We start from the raw sequence: 22,363 nt of genomic DNA, 5'->3' as shown, positions 1-22,363 counted from the left end.
CTTCTCCAATCCAAACTTAACAGTCACTTACTATAGATTCACAGTTAGATTTCATCTCTTTAGCCTTCTCCAATCCAAACTTAACAGTCACTTACTATAGATTCACAGTTAGATTTCATCTCTTTAGCCTTCTTAAGAACTTTGTTATAATGAACTATGACTTTGAATTGCCTATTCTATCAAAAATAGCAAAAGAACCTGTAAATCTAACAAAAAATCCATTATTAAATCTCTCAAAATTTGATGTCAGTTCTGTTATAATAACAACAAATTTATTGTTATTATAATCGAGAAGAGGAGGGGTTAATTTGAAACAAACTGAGGAAGAATTCAAATTAAGTGAAGTAATAAAACTTACTGGACTGTCTGATCAAACAATTCGAAGATATCAAGAGGACTTTAATATTCAAGGAATTCGTACTCAAGGTGGTCATCGTCGTTTCAAAAGAGAAGAAATTGATATGTTACTTGAGGCTAAGAGATTAAAAGAAGAACATGGTTATTCTATTAAGCAAATCCGTTCACATTTTAATGGAGAAACAACATCAGAGATGTTAGAAAAGAATGAACCTATGAAAACAGTTTTTGAGAAGAAAATAGTGAATTTAGAAGAACAATTAGCAGAGGCAACTGAGAAAATTGATTCTATGGTTCAGGTTTTAACAACATTTATGAATCAAAGTGGACAAACAAATCAAAAAATTTTATCTCAATTTCAAGATGTACTAAAGGCACTTCCTGAAACATCTACAACTACAAACAACCAAAGAATCTTGGAAAAAGAGCAACGTCTAAACGAATTGAAAATTAGGAACAAATTAAAAAAAGAAGCCATTGAAAAATGGGGCATTTTACCTGAAGAGGAACGGACTACCACTGTGAAAACTGGTCTGTTTAGTTTTAAAAGGGAAGAAAATCATAATAAAAAACGTGCTTTCATCGAAGATTACATAAGTGAACATTTAGTAGATCGACTTGAAAGAGAGTATAACATGAAATAAAATCAATGATTAACCTAATTTTAGTGAAAGATAAAAAATGAAAGAGGCATTGCCCTTAGTTAAGCTGAATTAACTAAGGGCAATGCCTCTTTCATTTGGAAGATTATTTTTATTGAAACTAAAAATTGCACTTTGCATGCTGGTTGAGAGTAGAGAGAAAGATTTTATTTTTCAGATAAATAATTTTAAAATTATTTATTATCTAAATGAAAAAGATTAGCCTAAAATACTCGTTTTGATATATTTTGCTAATTTTTATTGAATTATGAGACTAGTTAACGCTATAATAAAACTAACAAAAAGGACCGGAATAGAAAAAAGACTTCAACTGTTTAAGAAGTGCTGTCAACACTCTTAAACCGTTCCCCCTAGTTACGGTAGGGAAAACACTTGTCGAAGTCTCTTGTTAATAGAGTTAGTTTTTCTATAAAATAAAACTTATGTTTTTATTTTATACGAAATTGACATCTATTTCAAGGGCTTAGTTCATCAAAATCAAGGCATTGTTTTCCTTTTCCCAGGGAAACAGTGTCTTTTTTGTGTTCCTTAAAGGAGACGATGAACAAATGACAAAAATATTAACCTGTTATTTAAAAGATGTAGATACCTTCAATGGACGGTTCAAATGGTTATGGAGCAACAAGTCCACGCTTCGTAAAAAGAAAGAAGAGTTTTTAGAAAGTCTTCGTACCCACTTTAAACAACAACAATCTGCTATACATAAAGAATTTCCTAAAAAGAGAATGGAAATGCTCGATCATGTCATCTATAACCTAGTGGCTACGGGCATTCAAGCGATCCGTTCTGAAACGCTTATGAAGAAATTTAATGTGTCTAAAAGTACCGTTTCTCGTTTTGTACGCTCGTTAAAAGCGACACCGTTTATCCTTATCGCTCGTTACATTAAAGAAGATACAACAGGTACTCATCCGGACAGTTATGTATTTATCCTTAAAAGTCATAAGAACTTTCATCACATTTGCGACGAAATCTTTTTTGCCCATGATACAACAGGTATACAAACGCTTCAACAAGAAGAAATGACCACTCCTGTGACACGTCCTGTGACGCATCCAGAAAGTGCTGAAAACGTTGATACACCAAGCTTAGAGGTCGATAAATCACCGAATGCCTTTATTAACCTTGATTTACCTGTAAATCATATAAATAATCATTTAATGTCTGTTTCACAGGCATTCACCTACATCAAAGGTGTGCCTAAGAAAGTCAATCAAGTCTATGCAGGTAAATATGGACATCAACTACAAGACTTCTATGCTCGTATTCGAAACGCTGCAAAAACAGTAAAAAAAGATACAGAGATTAAGATTGAGAAAGAACAAGTACATGATATTGCGTATACATCCATTGTAGGATTAGATAAATATGTGCATGAAGCCAATCAACAAGGCAACCCGTTATCCCTACGGGATATGTGTAGATTAATCTATCAGATTGCGAAAAATCAATTCTATGAATTAACAAAGCCTAAAGAGCAGGATTATTCATCAGTATACGCAACACAACAAGAAGTTATACATAACGAAAGTCAAACAACAACATTCGCTACACCAAAACGGATTATTCGTAAGGAGCTAGTTCCAAATTGGTTAAAAGCTGAACAGCAGCAAGAAGAAGCTCCAAAAGAAACAGAGATTTCTTTGGATCAACAGCTTGAAATGATTCAGTTAAAGCAAGATTTAGGGCAAGAGCTAACACGAGAAGAAGAGAACTTGTTGCAAGAGCATAGCTCTACGTATAGTTTGTTGCAGATAGCTCAGGTAAAGCAAGACTTAGGACAAGCTTTAACGCCAGAGGAACAAGAATGTTTGCATCAACACAACCAGTTAAAAGACACAGCTTCCTAATCAAAAAAGTAGGAATCTCTTAGAAGCTGATGTTTTAATAGAATATGTTTATTTAGAACTGTGTTCTAAATAAACAATAACTACTAATCTACGCAGGAGGAGACTATTATGCCACATAAAATTACCTTAACCGGATCAGCCACAGGACCTTTACGAGAATATGATCGCTATGTTGCCTTTGATATGCGTGAAAAAGGGTCACCATCTGCGCCTAAAGGATTAAAGAAGAGTACCTTTATTTCGTATACGGTGTTTGTTGCGAAGAAAGCCTTTAATAAAACAGGGCTTACGAAGAAAAGCATCATGCATGAAAAAATTTTAATTCAAGGGGAACCAACGCTGGATATTCCGATTGATGAATGTCCTGGTGAAGTAGGGGTGATCTGTTTCCAGATTACTGTTCTCCCCAACAAAAATGACAAAGAGAAGAATGAGTCAGATGCGAAAAAAGAACCTAAAAAAGAGGATTCTGCGCCTTCTCAAGAACAAAAGAACACAGAGTCTACTAAACAGGGAGAAGAACAAGCACCTGTTTCTAAACCTGTAGCAGATGAACAGAAGAAAGAAGTAGAAACGGTACAACCAGAAGCCGAAGAAACACCTGTACAAGAGAAAAAGGCTGAGCCAAAACCTAAAACCCTACCGAATCAACCAAAAGGAACACAGGATCTGTTGAACTTTGAGGACATTATCGTACCTGAAGAGTTTTTAAAAACACGCCCAAATCTTGAAAAAACACAGAAGGTCATTGATTTTGTAAAACGTACAGGTCGCTTAGATGAGCCGTTGACGATTGAAAAAGATTCAAAGGTCTTAAAAGATGGCTATCGTCGTTATATTGTGGCAAAAACCGTCAAAATGGATAAAGTTCCTGTTGTTTACGAATATCAAAAGTAAGAATTATAGGCTTCTCACTGTGATTCTTTAACCAATATATCAATCGTTGCTCTAAACTAAAACATGATAAGGAGAAAAGGGAAACTTGTGAGAAAGAACAAAAAAATACTACTAGCTATCGCTGTAAGTATCCTTATCTTATTGATGGGTGGCAAATACTTATTTGTAATGGTACAAAAGATTGGATGTAGCGATGATGTCATTCAGAGAATAGAAATGAAGAGTGGCTATGTAATGAAAGTCCATCAAACAAACTGTGGAGCTACTACTGATTTTGGATATAAATTGACTTTAACTCATCACGGTAAAGATGAGAAAGAAATCCTTTCCTACGGAATGCTTGAAGGTGATTCACATCTTGAGGCAGATATACACAACAATCAGCTCAATGTTACGTATTCTCCTGCTACTATCGTTTATAGCAAGGGATCCAATTATAAAGGAGTACCAATACATTTTGAACGAAAGGGTGGAAATGCATCGGTCCCTCAAAGTTTTAAAAATCAAAGAAAAAGTTTTGATTTAGAAATGGCGGACCTTTTTGCTAATTCATTAACCGTATACAGAAATGAAGAAATTCCTGCCGGACAAGTTCAGTACGCTGTAAGTGAAAAGGGGGTTCCCTCAAAGGCATGGAACGGTAACTGGTTAGTTATTGGTACAATTGAATATACGCTGCCTGTCTTTATCCATGCTAATGAAAAAAACTCTCCTGTTTATATAGGACAAAAAGAAAAGAATAGTTCAACTTGGAAGGAAGTAAAGATAGCATCTACTTACCGAGATTTTCAAAAAGCTTTGAAATTAGTGGATGATCCATCAGGAAACCGTTCTTTTCCGGAGGATGTTAAAACAAACCCTCTTCCTCAAAAGGAAATTAAACATAATCTAAAGGCAATAAATAAGGGTAACATTGACCTTTCGTTTTGGAACGATTGGATGATTGGGAAGTCTTTACCTGACAAATATATGGAATAATTACAACAAAGACCGCCCATTACTTATAGTGTATAAGGCGGTCTTAACTGTATTCATGCTATATGTTTATGACCAAAATATCGACACTATTCTAAAAAGACGTCAGGTAAAAAAAGCTATCACTAAAATCGCCGCCACACATGCTAAATATATATTTCCACTCCAATCTCTCTTTTCTTTCTCATCCACTAGATAGCTATTATAAGAACCTTCAATTGGCTCTATCTTCAGTTTTCGTTGTATTTCCACTTCTTTATCTAAAATCAAGTCTAATTCCTCCATTGTTTGATAATTGTAAGGTAGGAACCGCCCTTGTTCGTCTCTCAATCGCTTGTTGACGTCTCGTAATTCGTGCTGCCTTTTCATGGCTAGAGGGTTGTTGTTTAGACTCAATAGTTGTTCCAGAGATTGATTGGCTGTCTGTTGATGTTCTAAGTAACGTAGAAGTGTTTGCAGACGTTCCTTTTCTCTCAAGGTCATCATGTTCTCCTCCTCCTTTCTCTTCGATGTTGGGCTCTTGTTCCATCCATAACGGGTGGGAAGAAGGCTGCCATGGAGAGGAGGGGAGAGGGACGTCACTCATTTTGTATTGATTCATTAATTCTAAAAAAACAGGGTTGTGCGCTGCTGTAAAAAGCGCACACCTCATAATTTGATTTCGGTCTAATTTCGTAGCTTGAAACAGATTATCTACATATGTACGATAAATAGAATGATACCGCACGGTTGGTCTATAGGTGTCTACGTGATTTTTAGACTTCTTATTTTTCTTCATAGACGTTTTTCTCTTTCAACATATCCTCTAACATCTGTTTTCTTTTTAGCGTCAAATAGACGTCTTTTCGACTTAATAACGAGATTGCTAGTTCCTTTGTCATCTTATTCGCTCCATTCCTGATGGTTTATCTGACGTCTCTGTTTGACGTCTTAATTTATGATATGAGCTAATGCTTGTCCTATATGTTGTTTTTTTGCCAAAGTTTAAAAAAACAACATACAGGACATACTGGGTCTAAAAAGGAGTTATAGTAATGCTAGGCTTAGGAAAACAAAGAACACGTTTTGGAAGATGGTTAGATAAACAAGAGGATATAAACCAATTAGGACTAGAACAAGCAACAAATCTGAGCCGTCATACGATTTCAAGATTGTGTAACGATAAGCAGTACATACCAAAGTTCTCAACTGTGCATAAAATAAATAGAGGATTAAAAAGATTAAAGAAAGATGTAAAAGTAGAAGATTTTCTACAAATGTAAATAGACGATGCTGTAATTGTTTTGAGAATGATCCATAAATGTTTTATAGACTTTAACGTAGCAGAAAAGCCTACTTGTTCTTATATAAGTAGGCTTTTCATATTCATTAAGTTCTTAAAAGTATAACCCCTATTTAATTCTTATTATGCTTAGGTGTTTATAAGATTTTTGACTTTGAATAAAGTTAGACAGATAATGAGAGGAATTTTTTTCTGTTTAGTTGGTGAGAGAAATACTTCAGGTAGTCAAAATCACCCCGAGAAATAGTTGATTGTTGATTTAAAGCGTTTTTTATATCTGATAATATACATAGGTCGTGTAATTCATGATCAGTGAAGATATCTTGAAGAAGATTTAATCGGAATAATAAGGGGAGATTATCGCAGAGTTGAGTTCCACCTTCAGCGAAAAAAATTTGTCGCCATAAATGTCCGTAATGTGTGGTCATTTCTTTTTCTATTATATTGACAAGTGTTATTTCAATATCAAACAGCAAGACATACGATTCAAATAAGAGTTCTTTCCCCATTTACATGCCACCTTTATAAAATTTTAAAATAAATCACATTACGGTTACGCCAGAGCTTAAATTTATCTAGATATGTAGCATAGAAACATCTTTTATAAAAAACACTTTTTTGTTACTCTTCTATATTATAATCTTTGTCTATTCGAAAGTAACATAATATCCGAAAGCACCTCTCTTTCAAGCTAATTATATATATTGGAGAATTTACGATTAACTATATGTAGTAGCTTGATCATAAGATCCACTTCTCCTGAAATGTCAATCTCACCTAATTCTTAAAATAGCACATTTCATTACTATTTACCTCCATTTTGTTACTTATCTTTACATATAACATGACTTTTTTCACTTTTATAAGTAAAAATATTCAATTTTTATGTATTAACAGATGGTTTCATATAGTAAAATTAATTTTGCTATAAACGAACAATACAAATAAAAATACATTTATCAAAAGGGGATAAAACAATGAAAAGTCGTGTTTTCAAAATTGTTTCTTCACTTGCTATAGGAATAGGAATTGCTGCAGCTCCTGCTTCCTCATACGCAGCAACGCCTAAAACCATGAAAGTACATTACATTGATGTTGGTCAAGGAGATAGTATCTATATTAAAGCTCCCAATGGTGAGGACATTGTTATTGATGGTGGAAACAAAGGTAAAGGAAATGCAGTTGTAAGTTATTTAAAGAAACGAAAAGTCGATGATATAGAAGTGTTAATTTCTACTCATCCTGATGCTGATCACATTGGTGGGTTAGATGAAGTCATTAATGCATTCAAAGTAGAAAATGTTTATGCACCAAAAGTAAGTAATAACACGCAAGCTTACAAAGACTTTTTAAATGCTGTGAAAAAGAAAAAATTAACGATTAAAACGGCACAAGCAGGCGTAAAGTTACCTGTTAAAGATGTAAATGCTCAAATTGTAGGGCCTACTAAAACATATGCTAACAGTGATTTAAATGACTGGAGTGCTGTTGTACACATGGCTTACAAGAAGAATACATTTTTATTTACAGGTGATGCTGAAACAAAAGCAGAAGCAGACATGATTAAGGCGAAGAAAACACTACGTGCAGATGTACTGAAAGTAGGCCATCATGGAGCCAAAACGTCTACAAGTAAAAACTTCTTAGACGCTGTAAAGCCTAAGTATGCAGTCATTAGTGTGGGTAAAAATAGTTATGGACACCCTACTTCTCAGGTTGTGAACTTACTAAAAAATTCAAAAGCAAGTATTCTGCGAACAGACCAAAGTGGTACGATTATTATCACTGGTGATGGAACATCTTATTCTGTTAAAAAATCGAGGTAATTATGAAAAAGATAAAAGGGATTATTGATCGGTTTGAAGAGGGATTTGCCGTTGTTGAAATTGAAGGCATAACAAAAGATTATCCAAAAGATATCTTTCCTGAGGATACACAAGTTGGAGATGTTGTTTACATTACAGGAAATAAAGTGACGATTGATAGGCAAGAAACTAAGAAAAGAGAAAAAGAAATTGAAGACCTGATGAATGAGCTATGGGAAGATTAAAAACTAATTCCTATTTATAAAGTATTCTTGCTCTAGCATAAGGAATAAGATGACAGTCTCTTACTTTGAGACTGTTTTTTACGAATTAATTATTAATAAACTGTTTTGAAAAAATTATAATATTTCACTGCTAAATAATATCATTACTAAGGAATAAAACGTTGTTATACTATCTTTTAATATTGGTAAAATACACAGGAAATTAACAACTTTTAGAGGGGGGAACAGCTATGTATAAAAAAGGTGTTTTTTTATTAATTACGGCAACTTCTTTACTGGTTTCTGGCTGTCAACAAGAAGAAAAGGTTGATTCGAAATCAGGGGAAACTGGAGAGGTTAGTAGCCAGGAGACCAGTGATAATAGTGCTAATAAAGCGAATCAAGATAGTAACAGTGCTACAGAAAATAATACTGGGGAACCTTCAACTATAAAAGGTAGCGATCATGCGAGTGTTGTTCACAAAAATAGTAATCAGCAAAACTCAACTAATTCAAATACAGTCTCCGATGACGCTTTTGTTACTAAAGATACAGCAGCTCTAGTAATGGATGACTACATAAATGGACTAACAACTGCAATTAATACAGGCCAGTTCAGTAACGTTGCGCATGTTTTAAAAGGTTCGTTATATAGTGACCAACAATCATTAGTAAGCAATTTATATAAGAAGGGTATTAAAGAGAACTGGATAGATTATTCTGTAGTGAATTTTACGAAAGCAGGTAACTCTTCTGATGGGCCTCTTTATAAAATACAAACTGTAGAGACCGTATCTGTTATACAACCAGATGGATCTCAAAAAACAAATAAATACAATTGGATGTACACAGCCGTGCTTATCAATAATCAATTATACTTGACTGATATAGCTAAAAATGGGCCGATTACTACTGTATCAAAGACTGGTCCAACTACAAGCACTCCATCAACAAATAGTCCAGCTACAACAATAACTAATAGCAAAAAAGCTTATTACTTTGATTTACTAGAGCAGACTAGAGCTAGTGAAGTACAACCAGTTAACGATCAGATTGATGGTGACAGAAGACAAGCTTCAGGGGAAAATTATCAAATGTGGGACAAGATGTTGAATGATATCTATGGTGAATTAAAGAATCAATTACCTGCATCAGAAATGAACAACTTGAAAATCAAACAACGCCAATGGATTAAAGATAGAGATGCTGCTTCTCAAAAAGAGTTGAAAGAAGCTGGAGGAGGAACTTTAGCTTATGCTGAAGAAGCTCGAATTTTACACGAAATGACTAGAGAACGTTGCTACGAGCTAGTTACTTATTATATGAAATAATGAGAAAGTACTATATTTACATGGTGGAACTTTATGTATTGGCTATTTTCATTATTATGTGTGTATATGCCATCCTATAAATCACACACATACACATTTGCTCTTGCTATTTCTTGCCGTTATTTCTCTTCCATTGCTATCTGACTATTATTAGCTAACACCATTCTTTGCAGATTCATAAACTTCTCTAATAGTGATGGGAATGATTTAATGTATTCAACGTAACAAAGAGCCACTTGTATGAAACAAGTGGCTCTTTATATTGAGTATGTTTTAGATAAAATGTACTAATCGTAACAGAATAAAATCTTTGTTTTCGATATATCCCTTCCTGCTCTCGGTTTACCTTCCCCTCATTGCTAGATTGATTGCATAATTCGTGTGAGTTCTTTTTCTAAAGCATCGGGCTCGTTTGAGTAATTATAAATCCCTAAAAACTTCTCTATAGCCTCTGGATGAGAACTGATTAGCTTATTGACAGCATTCTGTTGTTCAGAGATGCGTTCATTCTGCGAAATTTGACATCCCATGTGAAACCGAACCATAAACTCGTCTTCTATTGCCTTTTGATATTCTTCAGATATTTGATTTGATTGATTGGATTGTCCCTTATATTTTGAGAGAATATTGGATAATATACGTGCTCCACATATAGCATCATGGATACCTTGTGCCATGCCAGGATCTTTAAAACAAACTGCATCTCCAACCAACGCCCACCCTTTTCCCATTCCTTTATACCAGTAATTATTATATCTGAGAATGCCTTTAATCGGTTCTACTAATTCCGCATTTTTTAAACGCGTCCCTATTGTTGTATTCGGAAAGTTATCTGTTAAGAAATTGCGTAGACTGCTTTCTGGATTTAATTTCAATCGTCCTATCAATTCCTTATTTTCTAATGGGAAAATGCCGGCAATAACATATAAATTATCATTCGTTGGAAAGAGAATGGCTGTGTTATCTTTTATCTTGTATACTTCAAATTTAGGGACATTGTCATGGCGAAATTCAGAGAAGTACCCGAAATAGATGCCGACTTTTGCCGAAATGCTTATTTTGAGTTCACTTTTTACCAGCTTGCGAATAATTGAGGATCGGCCGTCCGCCCCGACTACCAGGCCAGCTAAAAATTCTTGTTTCTCGTTATTGCCATCTAGACCTTCCACCCCTACTACTGTATCGTCAGCATGAATAACATCCGTCACACGAAACCTTTCTAGAACAGTTACATTCATTTGTGATTTGGCTTGTTCAAGTAGGATCTGATCGAGATAAGTTCTTCTAATGCAGTAACAACTTTCTTCTCCGTCAACCTTAGGGATGAGTCCTTCTATCGCGGTATCCTCAAATTGAAATTTAATATCCTGTACCGGTGGGGCGTTTGTTTTCAATAATTTGTCCATGACACCGATCTCTCGAAGAAGAGCGACAGTATTATTGAAAAAAGTATGGGTTGATAAAGTATCCTTTGGAAAGGTCGCTTGGTCTACTAACAACACACGGAAACCTGCCTTCCCAAGATAAATAGCAAGAGTAGAGCCGGCAACTCTAGCACCGGTAATGATGACATCATACGTCTTATTCATCGTATCGCTCCGTTTCCAAGTACAATTATTAATTTGTGTATCCATTAGAAGGATTCTAAAACCAATGCTCTTACGAGTTAAAGCAATGAGGTAAATTGACAAGGGTATGCTACATACATAAAGTATGGAAGTTAAAACGAATTAAGTACAGGGAATTTCCACCTGTTAAACAATTAAAAAGAATTTGCGCTAAAAATCGGAATGATATTTTAAGCATTAAATAAAAGCTCATTTATAAGAAGGTACAATAGATGGATTGAAACATAGATATAGATTCTAGACATATATTTCTTTTCCTCTTTTATTCTTTGAGCTTTCTTCCTGTTGAAAGTTCACAAAGTTTACACAATAAAATGTAAGCGTTTCCTATAGGTTTATTGTATACTAAATAATATAAAACAATATAACTTTTAACTTGTATGATTTTCTCACAAATTCTGCATGATAATTACTTATTTGAATAACACATTCCTACATTAGTTATTAGGAAGAAAGGGGAACGGAGCATGATATTGAAAGCATTAAGAAAGAAAGGTGTCATTACCATTAACTATTATCAAAACGGTTTATTACAAACATGTAAGGGACGTGTAAATGATCTTAATCTTCATGATCAAACTCTTTCTCTAGAGGATGAACAACACAATATATTCTCTATTCGTTTATCAGGCATTACTGAAATTCATTAAGTCTATCATCGTGTAATTACATTATTTAATATGCTTATTACAGGGAATGTTAATGATAACGCTATAAAAAAGAGGAAGAGAACTTTCTTCCTCTTTTTTTATGATTTATTTACCTTATTAGTACTATTTCTTGTTTCATTTGATTAACTGCTTATGCGAAACAAGGGAATACCTACTAACTAGGAAGTTCCCTTTTTATTTCGCAAGATAAAAATACATCAAAACAAAGATTAAAGAAATAGGCTACAGTGGGGGGGAAGTTTTTTTAAACGGACTACTGTCACATAATCTATAGGAGTTGCATTGAATAAATAACGCTAGCTACCAGCACTTACGACTAAAATGTTATATTCGCAGATCCCCCATATTACTCCAGAATTAATCATAACTTCTTGATAATCTAACCTCTATAAACACTAGCACATGTATCAGGTTTTGGTTCATAATAACAATGATTTTTAAATTGACCAGATGCAGGTTGACCGTACCATGTTGGAGGACACGGAGCATGTGGATTAAAATACCAAAGAGCAAATTTCGCTGGGTGTTGTCTCCAATAATCCAGATTCTGCTTTGCTAATCTTATTTCAACACCTCTCGCTCTTTGATAAAATACATTGCCTTTTTGAACAGCTTCAAACGAAAAGTTCCCCCCCTGTACTTGATAAATGACTTGTGAAACGGTTCTTAAATTTTTAAAGTCTATACAATTTGCTGCAAGACGATTAACAATTACATTTCCAACATATAACATCCCTAGTCTTCCTTCACCTTCAGCTTCTGCTCGCATCATCCTTGCCATTAAGTTAATGTCTGCACTTCGGTAACTTATTCTTGCCATTTACTCACCCCCAAAATATAGTATGAAAAAAAGCCTATATTGATGTCATGGTTTATAAGATAGCAATTTATACGCTGGGGGTTAGTCTAGTCACTTATATTTTTCATAAAATGGACGAGACGTTAGAAGGTGTCCAAAAGAACAAAAATAGATTGCAAGCAGAGCTATATGATCTTAGTACATCAGGAGAAAAACTTTATTGAGGAAAAAAATAACAGGATTAATGGATTTTAGACGAGGGTAAAGTCAACTAACTATTTTAAAAGGAGAGAATGGTATATGGAAATTCTATGGATGCTAATTGTAGGTGGAATTATCGGTTGGCTTGCCGGTTTAATTACAGGGCGTGACGTTCCTGGAGGCATTATTGGTAATATTATCGCTGGTTTTATTGGTTCTTGGTTAGGTGGTCTGATCTTGGGAAGTTGGGGACCAGTCGTTGGTGGTTTTGCCATCATTCCAGCCATTATTGGAGCAATCATTCTGGTGTTAATTGTAAGCTTTGTTCTAAGAAAAATGGGACAAAAAAACAATCATGGTCATCATGCAAAATAAACCGAAAAAAATTAAGTTGGAGTGATTAAAAATGGGAGAAGAAAGTAAGCCTGTGTTAGATGATTTTGTTGAAGATGATCAATTCGAATTAGAATCTTACCTTACTTATTTGTTCGATCAAATTAATCATGATAGTGAAGTTCTGTCAGAAACTTAATGAGAAACCAGATATTTCGTTACAAAGAAAAAGATAAAAAAATAATAAATCAGAATATAGCATAAGCGACCTTAGTAACTTTGTTTACGATACATAGGGTCGTTTATTGTTATGGAGAATATTCAAAAACACAGCGAAGATATTCTTCTTTATAGGCAATGCTCAAAGATTATTAATCCCTTTAACTACTGCTTTATTAAAAATTAATTGGCTCTAGCTTTTGACTAAAGGCCTTTCAGAGTGCCAAACGGAGGATTGTACATATGATTAAAAAAGGCACAACCTCTGTTAAAAAAAGTCTGTCCACTATTACGTAGATTTTATCTATTTTAATAAGCGAACCATTTAGTAAATCATTTCATAATAAAGGAGATGGAAGTGTGTTTGGATTCAGTGATATGCCTAAGTTCTTGTTTTCTTTCTTACTTGTACTACCACTTGTGTCTCTTGTTCATCAATTAGGTCATTCTATCATGGCGATCTTTTTCGGAGGGAGAGTGGATTTTACCATTGGAAAAGGAAAAACGATTTTTAAATGGAAGAAAATTAAAATAAAATCCGTTTATTTTTTGGATTCTTTTTGTGTATATGAAAAACTAAAATACGACAATCGATTTACCCATGCTTGTGTCTATGCTGGAGGTGCCATTGCTAATTTAGCTTCTATTTTCCTTATAAATGGTTTAGTTATGGATGACATTCTTTCAACAAGTCTCTTTTCTTACCAGTTTGTCTATTTTTCTGTTTATTATATTGTCTTCTCGCTATTGCCTATTAAATTTACAGAAACAACTTCAAGCGATGGATGTGCTATTTACGATGCATTGAGGTATGGAAAAATAACATGTAATCCTGATTAATAAGGCTGAAATAATGATGGAGATTGAAAAATCAACAAAGCTACATATTATTTCGTTTGCGCAATAAGTTAGACAGTGAAAATAAAGCTACTTTAAATAATGTAGTTAATTTAGCAATTAGTATAGATGTTGATGATAATTGATAACAAAAAACCTTTTACTCCTTTCCGGTAGAAGGTCATTTGCGTGATGGAAATGTCGTTATATACCATACGAGAAAGTTAACATATACCGTCTAAAGTAGAACATAATGAGCAACAGTGGCAGCGTGAAGGATTGTATATTTCAGATTTTAAAAATAAGTAAATAAAATTATATAAAAAAGAGAAGGGCTTTAATCTTCTCTTTTCCTACAACATCAATGATTGAGCTTTGCTAAAAAGGCCTTATACTGGATCTAGATATAAGGATTTTTCTAATGTCATTCATTGTAGTTTATTAATTACAATTTATAATTTATATATAATTACCGATTCTTAAGCATCTTGTCGTTATAACCAAACAGCCATGTCAGAATAAATGATACAGCAAAGGCAATCAAATTAACGAAAATATAGATAAAAATCTGATTATTCAAGTACAATAATAATCCTGGAATAGCTGTAACAGACATTCCTGTTGCTTTTAGATGAAAAATCGAGGCTAAGAATCCCCCTACTGCTCCTCCTATAAGGCCCATTATAAAGGGTTTAAAGAACCTTAGGTTTACTCCAAATATAGCAGGTTCTGTAATTCCTAAAAAGGCTGAAAATGCTGATGGGAATGCTAATGCTTTCACTTTTTTATTTTTAGATTTCAATCCAACTGCTAGCGTTGCAGCCCCTTGAGCTACGATTGCGCTAGTGATTAATGGATTGAATGGATTAAATTTTGTATCAGCTAATAATTGAATTTCAAGTAAATTAAATATATGATGAACGCCAGTAATTACAACAACTTGTTGTAGGCCACCAATAATAATACCAGCTAAACCAAATGGTAAATCTAAAATTGCTTTTGTGCCTGTTAGAATTATGTTTTCTAATGAATGAAAAACTGGTCCGATAGCGAAGAGACCTAATGTAATCATGATCAATAATGTTAGAAATGGCGTGAGTATTAAATCAATGGAATCGGGCACTTTTTTACGAATCCAACGCTCTAATTTTGCCCCTAAAAGACCTACAAAGAAAGCTGGTAAAACAGAACCCTGATACCCTACAACTGGAATAAATCCAAAGAAGTGAATAGGATGTGCGTCTCCTGAGCCTACTGCATATGCGTTTGGAAGTGCTGGATTTACTAACATTAATCCCAAGACAATTCCTAGAACAGGGCTTCCACCAAATACTTTAAAGGCTGACCATGCAATTAATGCTGGTAAGAATGCAAAAGCTGTATCTGTGACAACTTGTGTAAACATTATAAAGTTTTCAGGGATATCATTGGGTGTATAACCCAACCAATTTAACACTGCTTCTTGCGTTAGTACCCCACGTAAACCCATAAATAATCCGGTTGCAACAAGAACTGGAATAATTGGAACGAAAACGTCACCAAAGGTTCGGATAGCTCGTTGAAAAGCGTTTCCTTGTTTCTTAGCTTCTGCTTTTACTTCAGATGTAGACGTGCCTTTAATACCCAACTCATTCACTGCTTCATATACTTTATTAACAGTTCCTGTACCAAAGATAATTTGGTATTGTCCTGAATTATAAAATGCACCTTTTACTTTCTCTATATTTTCGACTGCTTCTTGATTTACTTTTGTTTGATCATGTACCATAATACGCAATCTTGTTGCACAATGAGCAAATGATGAAATGTTTTCTCTTCCACCTATTGCCTCAACTACTTTGCTAGCTATGTCTTTGTAACCCTTTTCCACTTGATGATAACACCCCTTTGGTGATGATAGTATAACGAAACTTTGATAAGAAAAAAACTAATATTTCTGATTCGATTGTGACTATATTTCTTGCTATCTATAAAATATATAGCCCAAACAAATAGGAACCGGTTCCAAAAAAACTAAAAAAACAACATATATATAATTAAATGATTCCTTTCATAGGAGCCAATTTCGTAAATAAGAAGTTAACTTGGAACCGGTTTCTTTCGCTTATTATAGTTTATGATATAAGAAAATGTCAACGCTTTCTTTTGCTGGTCAGAGATTCTAGATCCCAGATTTAAAAAACAAACATAGCTATATAAAAAAGAAGGTACTTGCCTTCTCCTTTTATTACAACATTTATAATTAAATGCTTTTCTTCATCTTGATGATCAAAAAGGAAAGTAGGGTAGCAATTAAATATGATGGAGAGGAGTAGTATTCTTCACCAAAGCAAAAAGCATATGTTTCTTTATTAATGGTATGGCAGCTAATACAACAGATTTCGACCATTTAGTATCTACTACAACAGCAAGCTTAGTTTTCAAAGGGTCTAATCTTCTAAAACACAGTCTTTTGGCTTTAGGGTTTTCTTACATAAAGATTATTATTGCTGTTGTTATCTTGTTAGCAATATCTTATATTATGGGTTTTGGATTTATAAGAAAAAATAAGATTAGCACAGTGTTTCCTGAGAAAAGAGGGTTTTTAAAATAATTTTTATATTTGCAGTGGGAGTTACAAATGAGTCGAATTATAAGCTATAAGTTAAGTTGCAAAAATAAAAGAAAAATGAAGAAGGAAGGATTGTTCAAGAGAAGCTAACAAAGTTAGGCATTACAGAAATGATTCTTTTCTATTCCCCGTTACTATTTAAATTTTTCAGCTATTTTTTATATAGTATTTCTATCTGACATATCTTTTCTTTGAGCCTTATATGTACTCTCTCTTTTCTCTCCATGTATATAAAAGGACAAGCATGAACAAAATTGATTATCTTTGTTCATGTTTGTCCTTCTAGTTATAAAATGTTGATTAAAAATGCTTATCATTAGAATAGGTATATAATTTATAGCTTATATATTACCAGCAACGCTTCCTATCAATATCAACATAATTAGAATAATAATTACACACAAAATTAAAGATATGATCATAGTTTTCTTTAACGAAAACTTTTTTTCAAAGCGTAAATATAAAGCAAGGACAAAAACAGCTAGAAATATAGCCAGATAGCTATATTGGGAAATCCCTAACTTCTCTGTTACAGAAAAATGAAATATGCTTGGATTTACCATAAAAAAATCATTAATAAAAATTAATATAAGCCCAACTATTATAATTAAATACAAGATAGTAATAAAAATACTTTTCATCTTTATTAATACTCCTTTGGATTTATTTTACTATTAAGATTATACAGGATATGCGCTTATTTTCAATACATAAAGTGTAAATTTACACTAAATGCATTTTCATTCCCATTTTATCTTAATATACGACAATGAATATATCACATTTGAACTAATAAATAACAAAAAATAACAAAATACCATTTACAATTATTTTACTTTTTTGTAATATGTTAAATGGAAAGGAGAGATAAATTATAAAGAAAATTACAAAATTTAAAAAGTTGGTAACTGCATTAATTTTAATGCTTGTTCTAGTGTTTACTTCGTCATCACTAGCTCAAGCTGCCAGTTCTAGTGCAAAATTAACTTCTAACCAGACTAGTTCGAGTGGGTCATGGGTGAAAATATTTTCTACGAAGCCTAAAGAAACAAAAACCACAGCCGTTATCAAAGCTAAGAACACTGGAAAGGCTAGTATGCGAGTTTCTATAATGTTCCCCTACGATAGCTATCCTGATAGAGAAGTTAAATTTTGGACTCTAAAATCAGGAGAGAGCTTGAACAAAACAGTATCTCTTACAAATGGTACATATTCAATTAGGTTACAACAACTTAATATGTCACCTTATGTCAAAGGTACAAGTGGTAACGGATCTTTAAGTAAAAAATAAAATGGAGGATATGTTATATGAACAGAAAAACTGCTTTATTGTCCATAATTACTTTATCTTTAAGCACTTCTTTGTTAATGGGAAATTATAATAGCGCTAGTGCTGAAGAAATAAATTCTGATGATTACTACCAAAAAAAGGGTGAAGAATTACAGTATAGTGATTTTTCCAGTCAATACAGTAAAGAACTAAAAAGTGTCAAAGAAGAAACTGTTAACCAAATAAGAAAAGAGTCATTATCTTCAGACCAGCAAAATAATTATCATGCGTCGGCTGTGTCTGGTTCCATGGGAAGTGCTGGGGATGTATTGACTACTATGAAAGGAAGTAGTTCTACCGCCAATGCCTGGCCAGGAGGTCATGCTGCAATAGTCGTAGACTCAGCTAACACCATTGAAGCTTATGGAAATAAAGGGCCATCTAAAGATGGAGTACGCTATTGGTCCAACAATTGGAAAAATAGATGGAAAGATGCGAAGGTACAAAGAGTAAAAAATTCTACGGCCTCTCAAAGAGCAAAAGCTGTCAAATATACTAAAGCTCAGCTATATGAGCCATACAATTATAATTTTGCTTCCAAGAATAAAACAGATTCATGGTATTGCTCACAGTTGGTATGGAGAGCTTGGAAAGAACAAGGGTATGATTTAGATTCAAGTAGTGTCCCAGGTGTATTCCCTGTTGATATTCGGAAAAGTAATAAATTGAAGTAATATTATAAAAAAAGAAAGCGATGAGTTTATATCGCTTTCTTTTTAATTAGGAGTATTTTAATGTATAAGAATATAACCATAATATGTATACTCTTAAGTATTTTAACCGGGTGTACTAATCACAGAGAATTTATAGCTGTATTAAGTAGTGATTTAGATAGCAATAATAGCAAAGTTACAATTTTAGACAAAGAACTGGATAATATAAAAACTAAAAATATAAACGAATCAGGTTTAACTCAAATATCCTATGATGAAGAGGAGTACAATATACTGTCTAGCTATAATTCTAAAATAATTACTCTTTCTAATGAAAAAGTAAAGAAACAAAATTCCTCTTTACCTTATCCCTTATTTAGTATTTATAATAGTAATTGGGAACTGATGGTTTATAATTTTGATAAAAAAAATGATATAAATTTTTATACTTATGAATTAAAAAAAAGCTCTGGTGAACTTGTTAGCAAAAGATTAGAAGGCATACCATTTTCAGTACAGGAATACGGTAAGAAAATATATACTGTAGCTAGAAATATGAATGAACCCATAGATAAGCAATTTTCTTTGAATATTCTTTCGGCAAAAGATTTAAGAGTCTTAAAGAAAGTGCAATTAGGCATTCCATACGCTCTGTCAGATATGAACGTTAAACACAATAAAATTTATCTAACAATGTTTAATTTAGAAGAAGGTAAGCAAAGTGAAAGCAAAGTTTTGATTTATAATCTCAAAAGTAACGAGCTAAGGGAGATTCATTTAAAATATAATAATGGTAATGAAGTTATTCCATTAAAAGAAGGATTTTTAATAAAACATAATACATCTAAAAATACTACAACATTTGTTCTTTACAATGATAGTTATAGATATCAAACAGAATTAAAAATTAATAAAGCAATCATTAAAACAAAATACTGGAAAGATAGCCTTTATTATCTCACAGAAAGTAAAACTCTTGAAAAATATGATTTAAAACAGAAAAAGGTGACTAATTCTATAAAATTAAAAGATAACACCAATGATTTTATAATAATAAAACAAGGATCTTAATTAAATATCTATAGACATCTTTTTTTATTTATACGCATTAGATTTTACTTCAATATTAGGTAAGACGTTCCCAATTAAAGTGAATGTCCATAATATGAAGGAGTTTGTGAACGACTATGTGAAAAATCATTTGAGAGAAGAATTGGATAAAGGAAAGTTGAAGAACTAAAAGAGAAGTTAAAGTTTATAAATTGAAATTATCCTTATAAAGAAGGTATCATGGTGGAATTACAATACGGATTGATGCACCTGTAACTTCTATAAAAAACCAGTTAGAGAGAATTAGAATCAAAGAAGAAAGCTACCTCGGAATGTATAAAGAGGCAGCTTTCTTTTAGGTGTCACACTGGTTAAAATATAAATCCCCAAGGGAATCAACAAACTGAATGAATCCTGTCTCTGTTATGCATTGGCCTTTCTTGTAATAGGTAAGGTATACTTGTTTATTTGTATGTAAGGCTTCAATCAAGATGAAATTGATTTGTTTCATTTGCTCTTCTGTTAAAACAGGTTGAGCTACTTCTACTTGCTTATTTATAATCTCCTTTAACCCTATGTATTGCTCTGGCATAGTGGCGAATGGCCGCCATTTTTTCATTCCTCTAGGTTCCATCTCTTTTTCCTCCTTACGCTTTATGGCCACCCATAAGGCCATTTCGATAACGAGCTGTTGAATGAGGAAGGTGACTAGACGCACGTAGTACACTATTCTTCCCATAACGCAGCCGAATGTCATCAATCGTTTTAGCAAGAGCATAGGCTCTTTCACGTTGGTCAATATCCTCAAATAAGCTCATTTGCTCCTCTTCCTGGATGCTTGTATTGGATAATGAAATGCCAATGGAGCGAATCGGCATTCCACTATCATGCGTATGTAAAATAGTTAAACAATACGGAAAGATATCTTGGCTCAAGTTCGAAGCTCTCCCCATTTTCTTTTGTCTGGAGAAGCCTCTACCTGTTTGTTTGCTGTAGCCAATCGATAAATGGATTGTTTGAGCCACCACTTGATGCATGCGTAAACGAAAACACACATCATCCAATAGCTCCAACAGCAATAATTCCACTTCTTTTCGGTTTGTATAATCCCGAAACAAAATTTGACTCTTTCCGAAAGAACGAGAGCTAGGAATGTACACATCAGAAATACGACTAAAATCAATCCCATTCGCATGTTGGTGCAACTCTTCCCCCAGGACACCAAATTCTTTACGTAACATCTCTACAGAAGAAAGAGCGAGTTCTTTTATGGAGTGAATGCCCAAACGATTCAAGCGCCTTTCCGTAGCAGACGAGATCCCCCAGAAATCCTTCATCGGATGAATGGACCACAACTTAAAGGGAATATCCTCATATCGCCAATACGCAACTCCTGTTGGGCTATTCTTGGCCTCATGATCTAAGCTCACCTTCGCCAGTAAGAGATTCGGACCGATGCCTGCGGTAGCTGTCAGCCGTGTCTTACGATAAATCTCATTGATGATTTTGTGAGCTAATTCTTCTGGTGTTTGAGCGAACAAATGCAGAGAAGCTGTCGCATCAATAAACAACTCATCAATGCTATAGGCATGAAAGTCTTCAGGAGCCACATACTGTAACACTAAACTCGAAATATAGTTCGAAGCCTTGATATATCTCTCCATGGATGGATTCACCACATGGATATCTTTCCTTTTAGGAATGTCGAAAAGGCGACTTCCTGTTTTGATCCCTTCTTTCTTTAATAAGGGTGTGGCAGCTAACACAACCGATCCTGACCTTTTGGTATCTCCTACCACCGCAAGCCTTGTTTTCAATGGATTTACCCCCCGTATGACAGAGGAGACTGAGGCAAAAAACGATTTCATGTCGATACAAATAATGATTCTGTTTGGTAGCTGCCCATAATCCATTAAAAGAACTCCTTAAATAAAAGAACGTTTGTTTCATTCATTATATACGAACAAACGTTCTTTATTCAACAAAAACTCTAAAGTTTTCCCGATTATTGTTACTATAATAAGAGAGAAGAACATTGTATATGAATTGAGAAGACGGAGGGTTGATCAATGAATAAAAAACTGTCTAGTTATATTATCTTTTTTTCATGGTTTTTGTTCTTAGTTCTTTTATGGATTATCGTCTCATTCTTTAAAGGTGAAAATGGACAGTGGTGGTCTATGTATCGTTTGAACCCACATAAATACGGTCCTTGGGCTTTAGAGATTTCTTACATAAAGATTAGTATTGCTGCTGTTATTTCGTTAGGAATAGCTTATATGGTGAGTTTTGAATTCAAAAGAAAAAATAAGATGAAATAAATGGTTTTTTAGTAAAAGAGGATTTCTACATATTTTTTATCTTTGAGGGATCAGTTACGAATGAATTATATGAGAATTTATACACTAAGGGCTGGTATAAAAAGAAACATGAAAATTGAAGGTGGAATTAACCTGTTACATTTAATCTTCTGCTAAAACAGGTTAAGGGATTTCTAGTTGTTTGTTTACGACTTTTTGTAAGGGTCCCTGCTAACATAAGCCTAGCAAGATTAGACAAAAAGAAAGCCGATGACTCCTGCGCTAAGGAATCATCAGCCTATATTTTTATAAGATTTAAAGCTACCATAATCGATCAATTGAATGTCG

The 22,363-nt window shown here is 33.6% G+C and carries 24 protein-coding genes and 1 pseudogene; 15 read left to right on the top strand and 10 right to left on the bottom strand.

Translation table 11 applies throughout. The features are described 5' to 3' along the window. Positions 1-308 precede the first annotated feature (308 nt). The 4 genes from ACFX40_RS25495 (at position 309) to ACFX40_RS25480 (ending at position 4,744) form a co-directional block, all read left to right on the top strand. Positions 309-1,001: a helix-turn-helix domain-containing protein gene (locus ACFX40_RS25495; RefSeq protein ID WP_345936446.1), complete on the top strand. Its 693-nt coding sequence runs from the start codon at positions 309-311 to the stop codon at positions 999-1,001. Between the two features lie 566 nt (positions 1,002-1,567). After that, on the top strand, positions 1,568-2,869 hold the full coding sequence (locus tag ACFX40_RS25490) for a replication protein (protein ID WP_377257051.1): 1,302 nt from the start codon (positions 1,568-1,570) through the stop codon (positions 2,867-2,869). A 108-nt stretch (positions 2,870-2,977) separates the two neighbouring features. Further along, complete coding sequence (locus ACFX40_RS25485; RefSeq protein WP_377257048.1) at positions 2,978-3,766, top strand: ParB N-terminal domain-containing protein; 789 nt, start codon at positions 2,978-2,980, stop codon at positions 3,764-3,766. Positions 3,767-3,853: 87 nt separating this feature from the next. Beyond that, positions 3,854-4,744: a hypothetical protein gene (locus ACFX40_RS25480; protein ID WP_377257045.1), complete on the top strand. Its 891-nt coding sequence runs from the start codon at positions 3,854-3,856 to the stop codon at positions 4,742-4,744. Positions 4,745-4,846: 102 nt separating this feature from the next. On the opposite strand, the gene ACFX40_RS25475 is transcribed toward ACFX40_RS25480, so the two are convergent. Together ACFX40_RS25475 and ACFX40_RS25470 are read right to left on the bottom strand one after the other, a co-directional pair. Then, positions 4,847-5,011 (bottom strand): hypothetical protein, encoded by a 165-nt coding sequence (locus ACFX40_RS25475; protein WP_279621200.1) that lies wholly within the window; start codon positions 5,009-5,011, stop codon positions 4,847-4,849. Continuing rightward, the gene (locus tag ACFX40_RS25470) at positions 4,998-5,519 is read right to left on the bottom strand and encodes a hypothetical protein (RefSeq protein ID WP_377257042.1); all 522 of its coding nucleotides are present in this window, start codon (positions 5,517-5,519) and stop codon (positions 4,998-5,000) included. Before ACFX40_RS25470 ends, ACFX40_RS25475 begins: the two co-directional genes overlap by 14 nt. A gap of 256 nt (positions 5,520-5,775) precedes the next feature. On the opposite strand from ACFX40_RS25470, the gene ACFX40_RS25465 reads away from it, so the two are divergent. Further along, entirely contained in the window at positions 5,776-6,003 is a 228-nt protein-coding gene (locus tag ACFX40_RS25465) for a helix-turn-helix domain-containing protein (protein WP_108674990.1), read from the top strand. A 184-nt stretch (positions 6,004-6,187) separates the two neighbouring features. Here ACFX40_RS25465 and ACFX40_RS25460 read toward each other — a convergent pair whose 3' ends face one another. Next, entirely contained in the window at positions 6,188-6,532 is a 345-nt protein-coding gene (locus tag ACFX40_RS25460; RefSeq protein ID WP_377257039.1) for a hypothetical protein, read from the bottom strand. Positions 6,533-7,000: 468 nt separating this feature from the next. Here ACFX40_RS25460 and ACFX40_RS25455 point away from each other — a divergent pair, with 468 nt between their 5' ends. From ACFX40_RS25455 to ACFX40_RS25445, 3 genes are all read left to right on the top strand, one after another. Beyond that, positions 7,001-7,849, top strand: coding sequence for a ComEC/Rec2 family competence protein (locus tag ACFX40_RS25455; protein ID WP_483879842.1), 849 nt, complete (start codon positions 7,001-7,003; stop codon positions 7,847-7,849). 2 nt (positions 7,850-7,851) lie between these two features. Next, positions 7,852-8,073, top strand: a complete 222-nt coding sequence (locus ACFX40_RS25450) for a DUF3006 domain-containing protein (RefSeq protein WP_377257036.1) — start codon at positions 7,852-7,854, stop codon at positions 8,071-8,073. Between the two features lie 230 nt (positions 8,074-8,303). Beyond that, positions 8,304-9,383 carry a lysozyme inhibitor LprI family protein gene (locus ACFX40_RS25445; protein ID WP_377257033.1) on the top strand — a complete coding sequence of 360 codons (1,080 nt, stop codon included), beginning with the start codon at positions 8,304-8,306 and terminating at the stop codon, positions 9,381-9,383. A gap of 359 nt (positions 9,384-9,742) precedes the next feature. On the opposite strand, the gene ACFX40_RS25440 is transcribed toward ACFX40_RS25445, so the two are convergent. Next, entirely contained in the window at positions 9,743-10,972 is a 1,230-nt protein-coding gene (locus ACFX40_RS25440) for an NAD(P)/FAD-dependent oxidoreductase (RefSeq protein ID WP_377257030.1), read from the bottom strand. A 506-nt stretch (positions 10,973-11,478) separates the two neighbouring features. Between ACFX40_RS25440 and ACFX40_RS25435 the strand changes: the two genes are divergently transcribed. Further along, positions 11,479-11,661, top strand: coding sequence for a YolD-like family protein (locus ACFX40_RS25435; RefSeq protein WP_029324141.1), 183 nt, complete (start codon positions 11,479-11,481; stop codon positions 11,659-11,661). Positions 11,662-12,061: 400 nt separating this feature from the next. Here ACFX40_RS25435 and ACFX40_RS25430 read toward each other — a convergent pair whose 3' ends face one another. Next, a complete protein-coding gene (locus ACFX40_RS25430) occupies positions 12,062-12,502 on the bottom strand; it encodes a cell wall hydrolase (RefSeq protein ID WP_377257027.1) in 441 nt (146 codons plus the stop codon). 279 nt (positions 12,503-12,781) lie between these two features. On the opposite strand from ACFX40_RS25430, the gene ACFX40_RS25425 reads away from it, so the two are divergent. The 3 genes from ACFX40_RS25425 (at position 12,782) to ACFX40_RS25415 (ending at position 14,074) form a co-directional block, all read left to right on the top strand. Then, positions 12,782-13,057 carry a GlsB/YeaQ/YmgE family stress response membrane protein gene (locus tag ACFX40_RS25425; RefSeq protein WP_280157767.1) on the top strand — a complete coding sequence of 92 codons (276 nt, stop codon included), beginning with the start codon at positions 12,782-12,784 and terminating at the stop codon, positions 13,055-13,057. A 31-nt stretch (positions 13,058-13,088) separates the two neighbouring features. After that, positions 13,089-13,214, top strand: a complete 126-nt coding sequence (locus ACFX40_RS25420; RefSeq protein WP_016765074.1) for a hypothetical protein — start codon at positions 13,089-13,091, stop codon at positions 13,212-13,214. Between the two features lie 380 nt (positions 13,215-13,594). Continuing rightward, the gene (locus ACFX40_RS25415; RefSeq protein ID WP_377257024.1) at positions 13,595-14,074 is read left to right on the top strand and encodes a site-2 protease family protein; all 480 of its coding nucleotides are present in this window, start codon (positions 13,595-13,597) and stop codon (positions 14,072-14,074) included. A 466-nt stretch (positions 14,075-14,540) separates the two neighbouring features. Here the strand turns inward: ACFX40_RS25415 and ACFX40_RS25410 are convergent, their stop codons facing one another. The 3 genes and pseudogenes from ACFX40_RS25410 to ACFX40_RS25400 form a co-directional block, all read right to left on the bottom strand. Then, a complete protein-coding gene (locus ACFX40_RS25410) occupies positions 14,541-15,941 on the bottom strand; it encodes a sucrose-specific PTS transporter subunit IIBC (protein ID WP_057242571.1) in 1,401 nt (466 codons plus the stop codon). 473 nt (positions 15,942-16,414) lie between these two features. Continuing rightward, a pseudogene (locus ACFX40_RS25405) lies at positions 16,415-16,504 on the bottom strand (hypothetical protein); the annotation flags it as partial. A 519-nt stretch (positions 16,505-17,023) separates the two neighbouring features. Beyond that, on the bottom strand, positions 17,024-17,323 hold the full coding sequence (locus tag ACFX40_RS25400; protein ID WP_377257021.1) for a hypothetical protein: 300 nt from the start codon (positions 17,321-17,323) through the stop codon (positions 17,024-17,026). A gap of 667 nt (positions 17,324-17,990) precedes the next feature. On the opposite strand from ACFX40_RS25400, the gene ACFX40_RS25395 reads away from it, so the two are divergent. Together ACFX40_RS25395 and ACFX40_RS25390 are read left to right on the top strand one after the other, a co-directional pair. Further along, the gene (locus ACFX40_RS25395) at positions 17,991-18,686 is read left to right on the top strand and encodes a YiiX/YebB-like N1pC/P60 family cysteine hydrolase (protein ID WP_377257018.1); all 696 of its coding nucleotides are present in this window, start codon (positions 17,991-17,993) and stop codon (positions 18,684-18,686) included. Between the two features lie 60 nt (positions 18,687-18,746). Continuing rightward, on the top strand, positions 18,747-19,736 hold the full coding sequence (locus tag ACFX40_RS25390; protein WP_377257015.1) for a hypothetical protein: 990 nt from the start codon (positions 18,747-18,749) through the stop codon (positions 19,734-19,736). A 334-nt stretch (positions 19,737-20,070) separates the two neighbouring features. Here ACFX40_RS25390 and ACFX40_RS25385 read toward each other — a convergent pair whose 3' ends face one another. Beyond that, positions 20,071-20,349, bottom strand: coding sequence for a YolD-like family protein (locus ACFX40_RS25385; RefSeq protein WP_377257012.1), 279 nt, complete (start codon positions 20,347-20,349; stop codon positions 20,071-20,073). A gap of 13 nt (positions 20,350-20,362) precedes the next feature. Beyond that, positions 20,363-21,628, bottom strand: coding sequence for a Y-family DNA polymerase (locus ACFX40_RS25380; RefSeq protein WP_377257009.1), 1,266 nt, complete (start codon positions 21,626-21,628; stop codon positions 20,363-20,365). 156 nt (positions 21,629-21,784) lie between these two features. On the opposite strand from ACFX40_RS25380, the gene ACFX40_RS25375 reads away from it, so the two are divergent. Continuing rightward, on the top strand, positions 21,785-22,036 hold the full coding sequence (locus ACFX40_RS25375) for a hypothetical protein (protein ID WP_377257006.1): 252 nt from the start codon (positions 21,785-21,787) through the stop codon (positions 22,034-22,036). Positions 22,037-22,363 lie beyond the last annotated feature (327 nt).

The organism is Priestia sp. YIM B13552 (genome assembly GCF_042787775.1).
Classification (GTDB): Bacteria; Bacillota; Bacilli; order Bacillales; family Bacillaceae_H; genus Priestia; species Priestia megaterium_E.
Note: the sequence above shows the minus strand (reverse complement) of the source record. Positions and strands in the feature narration are given on the sequence as shown.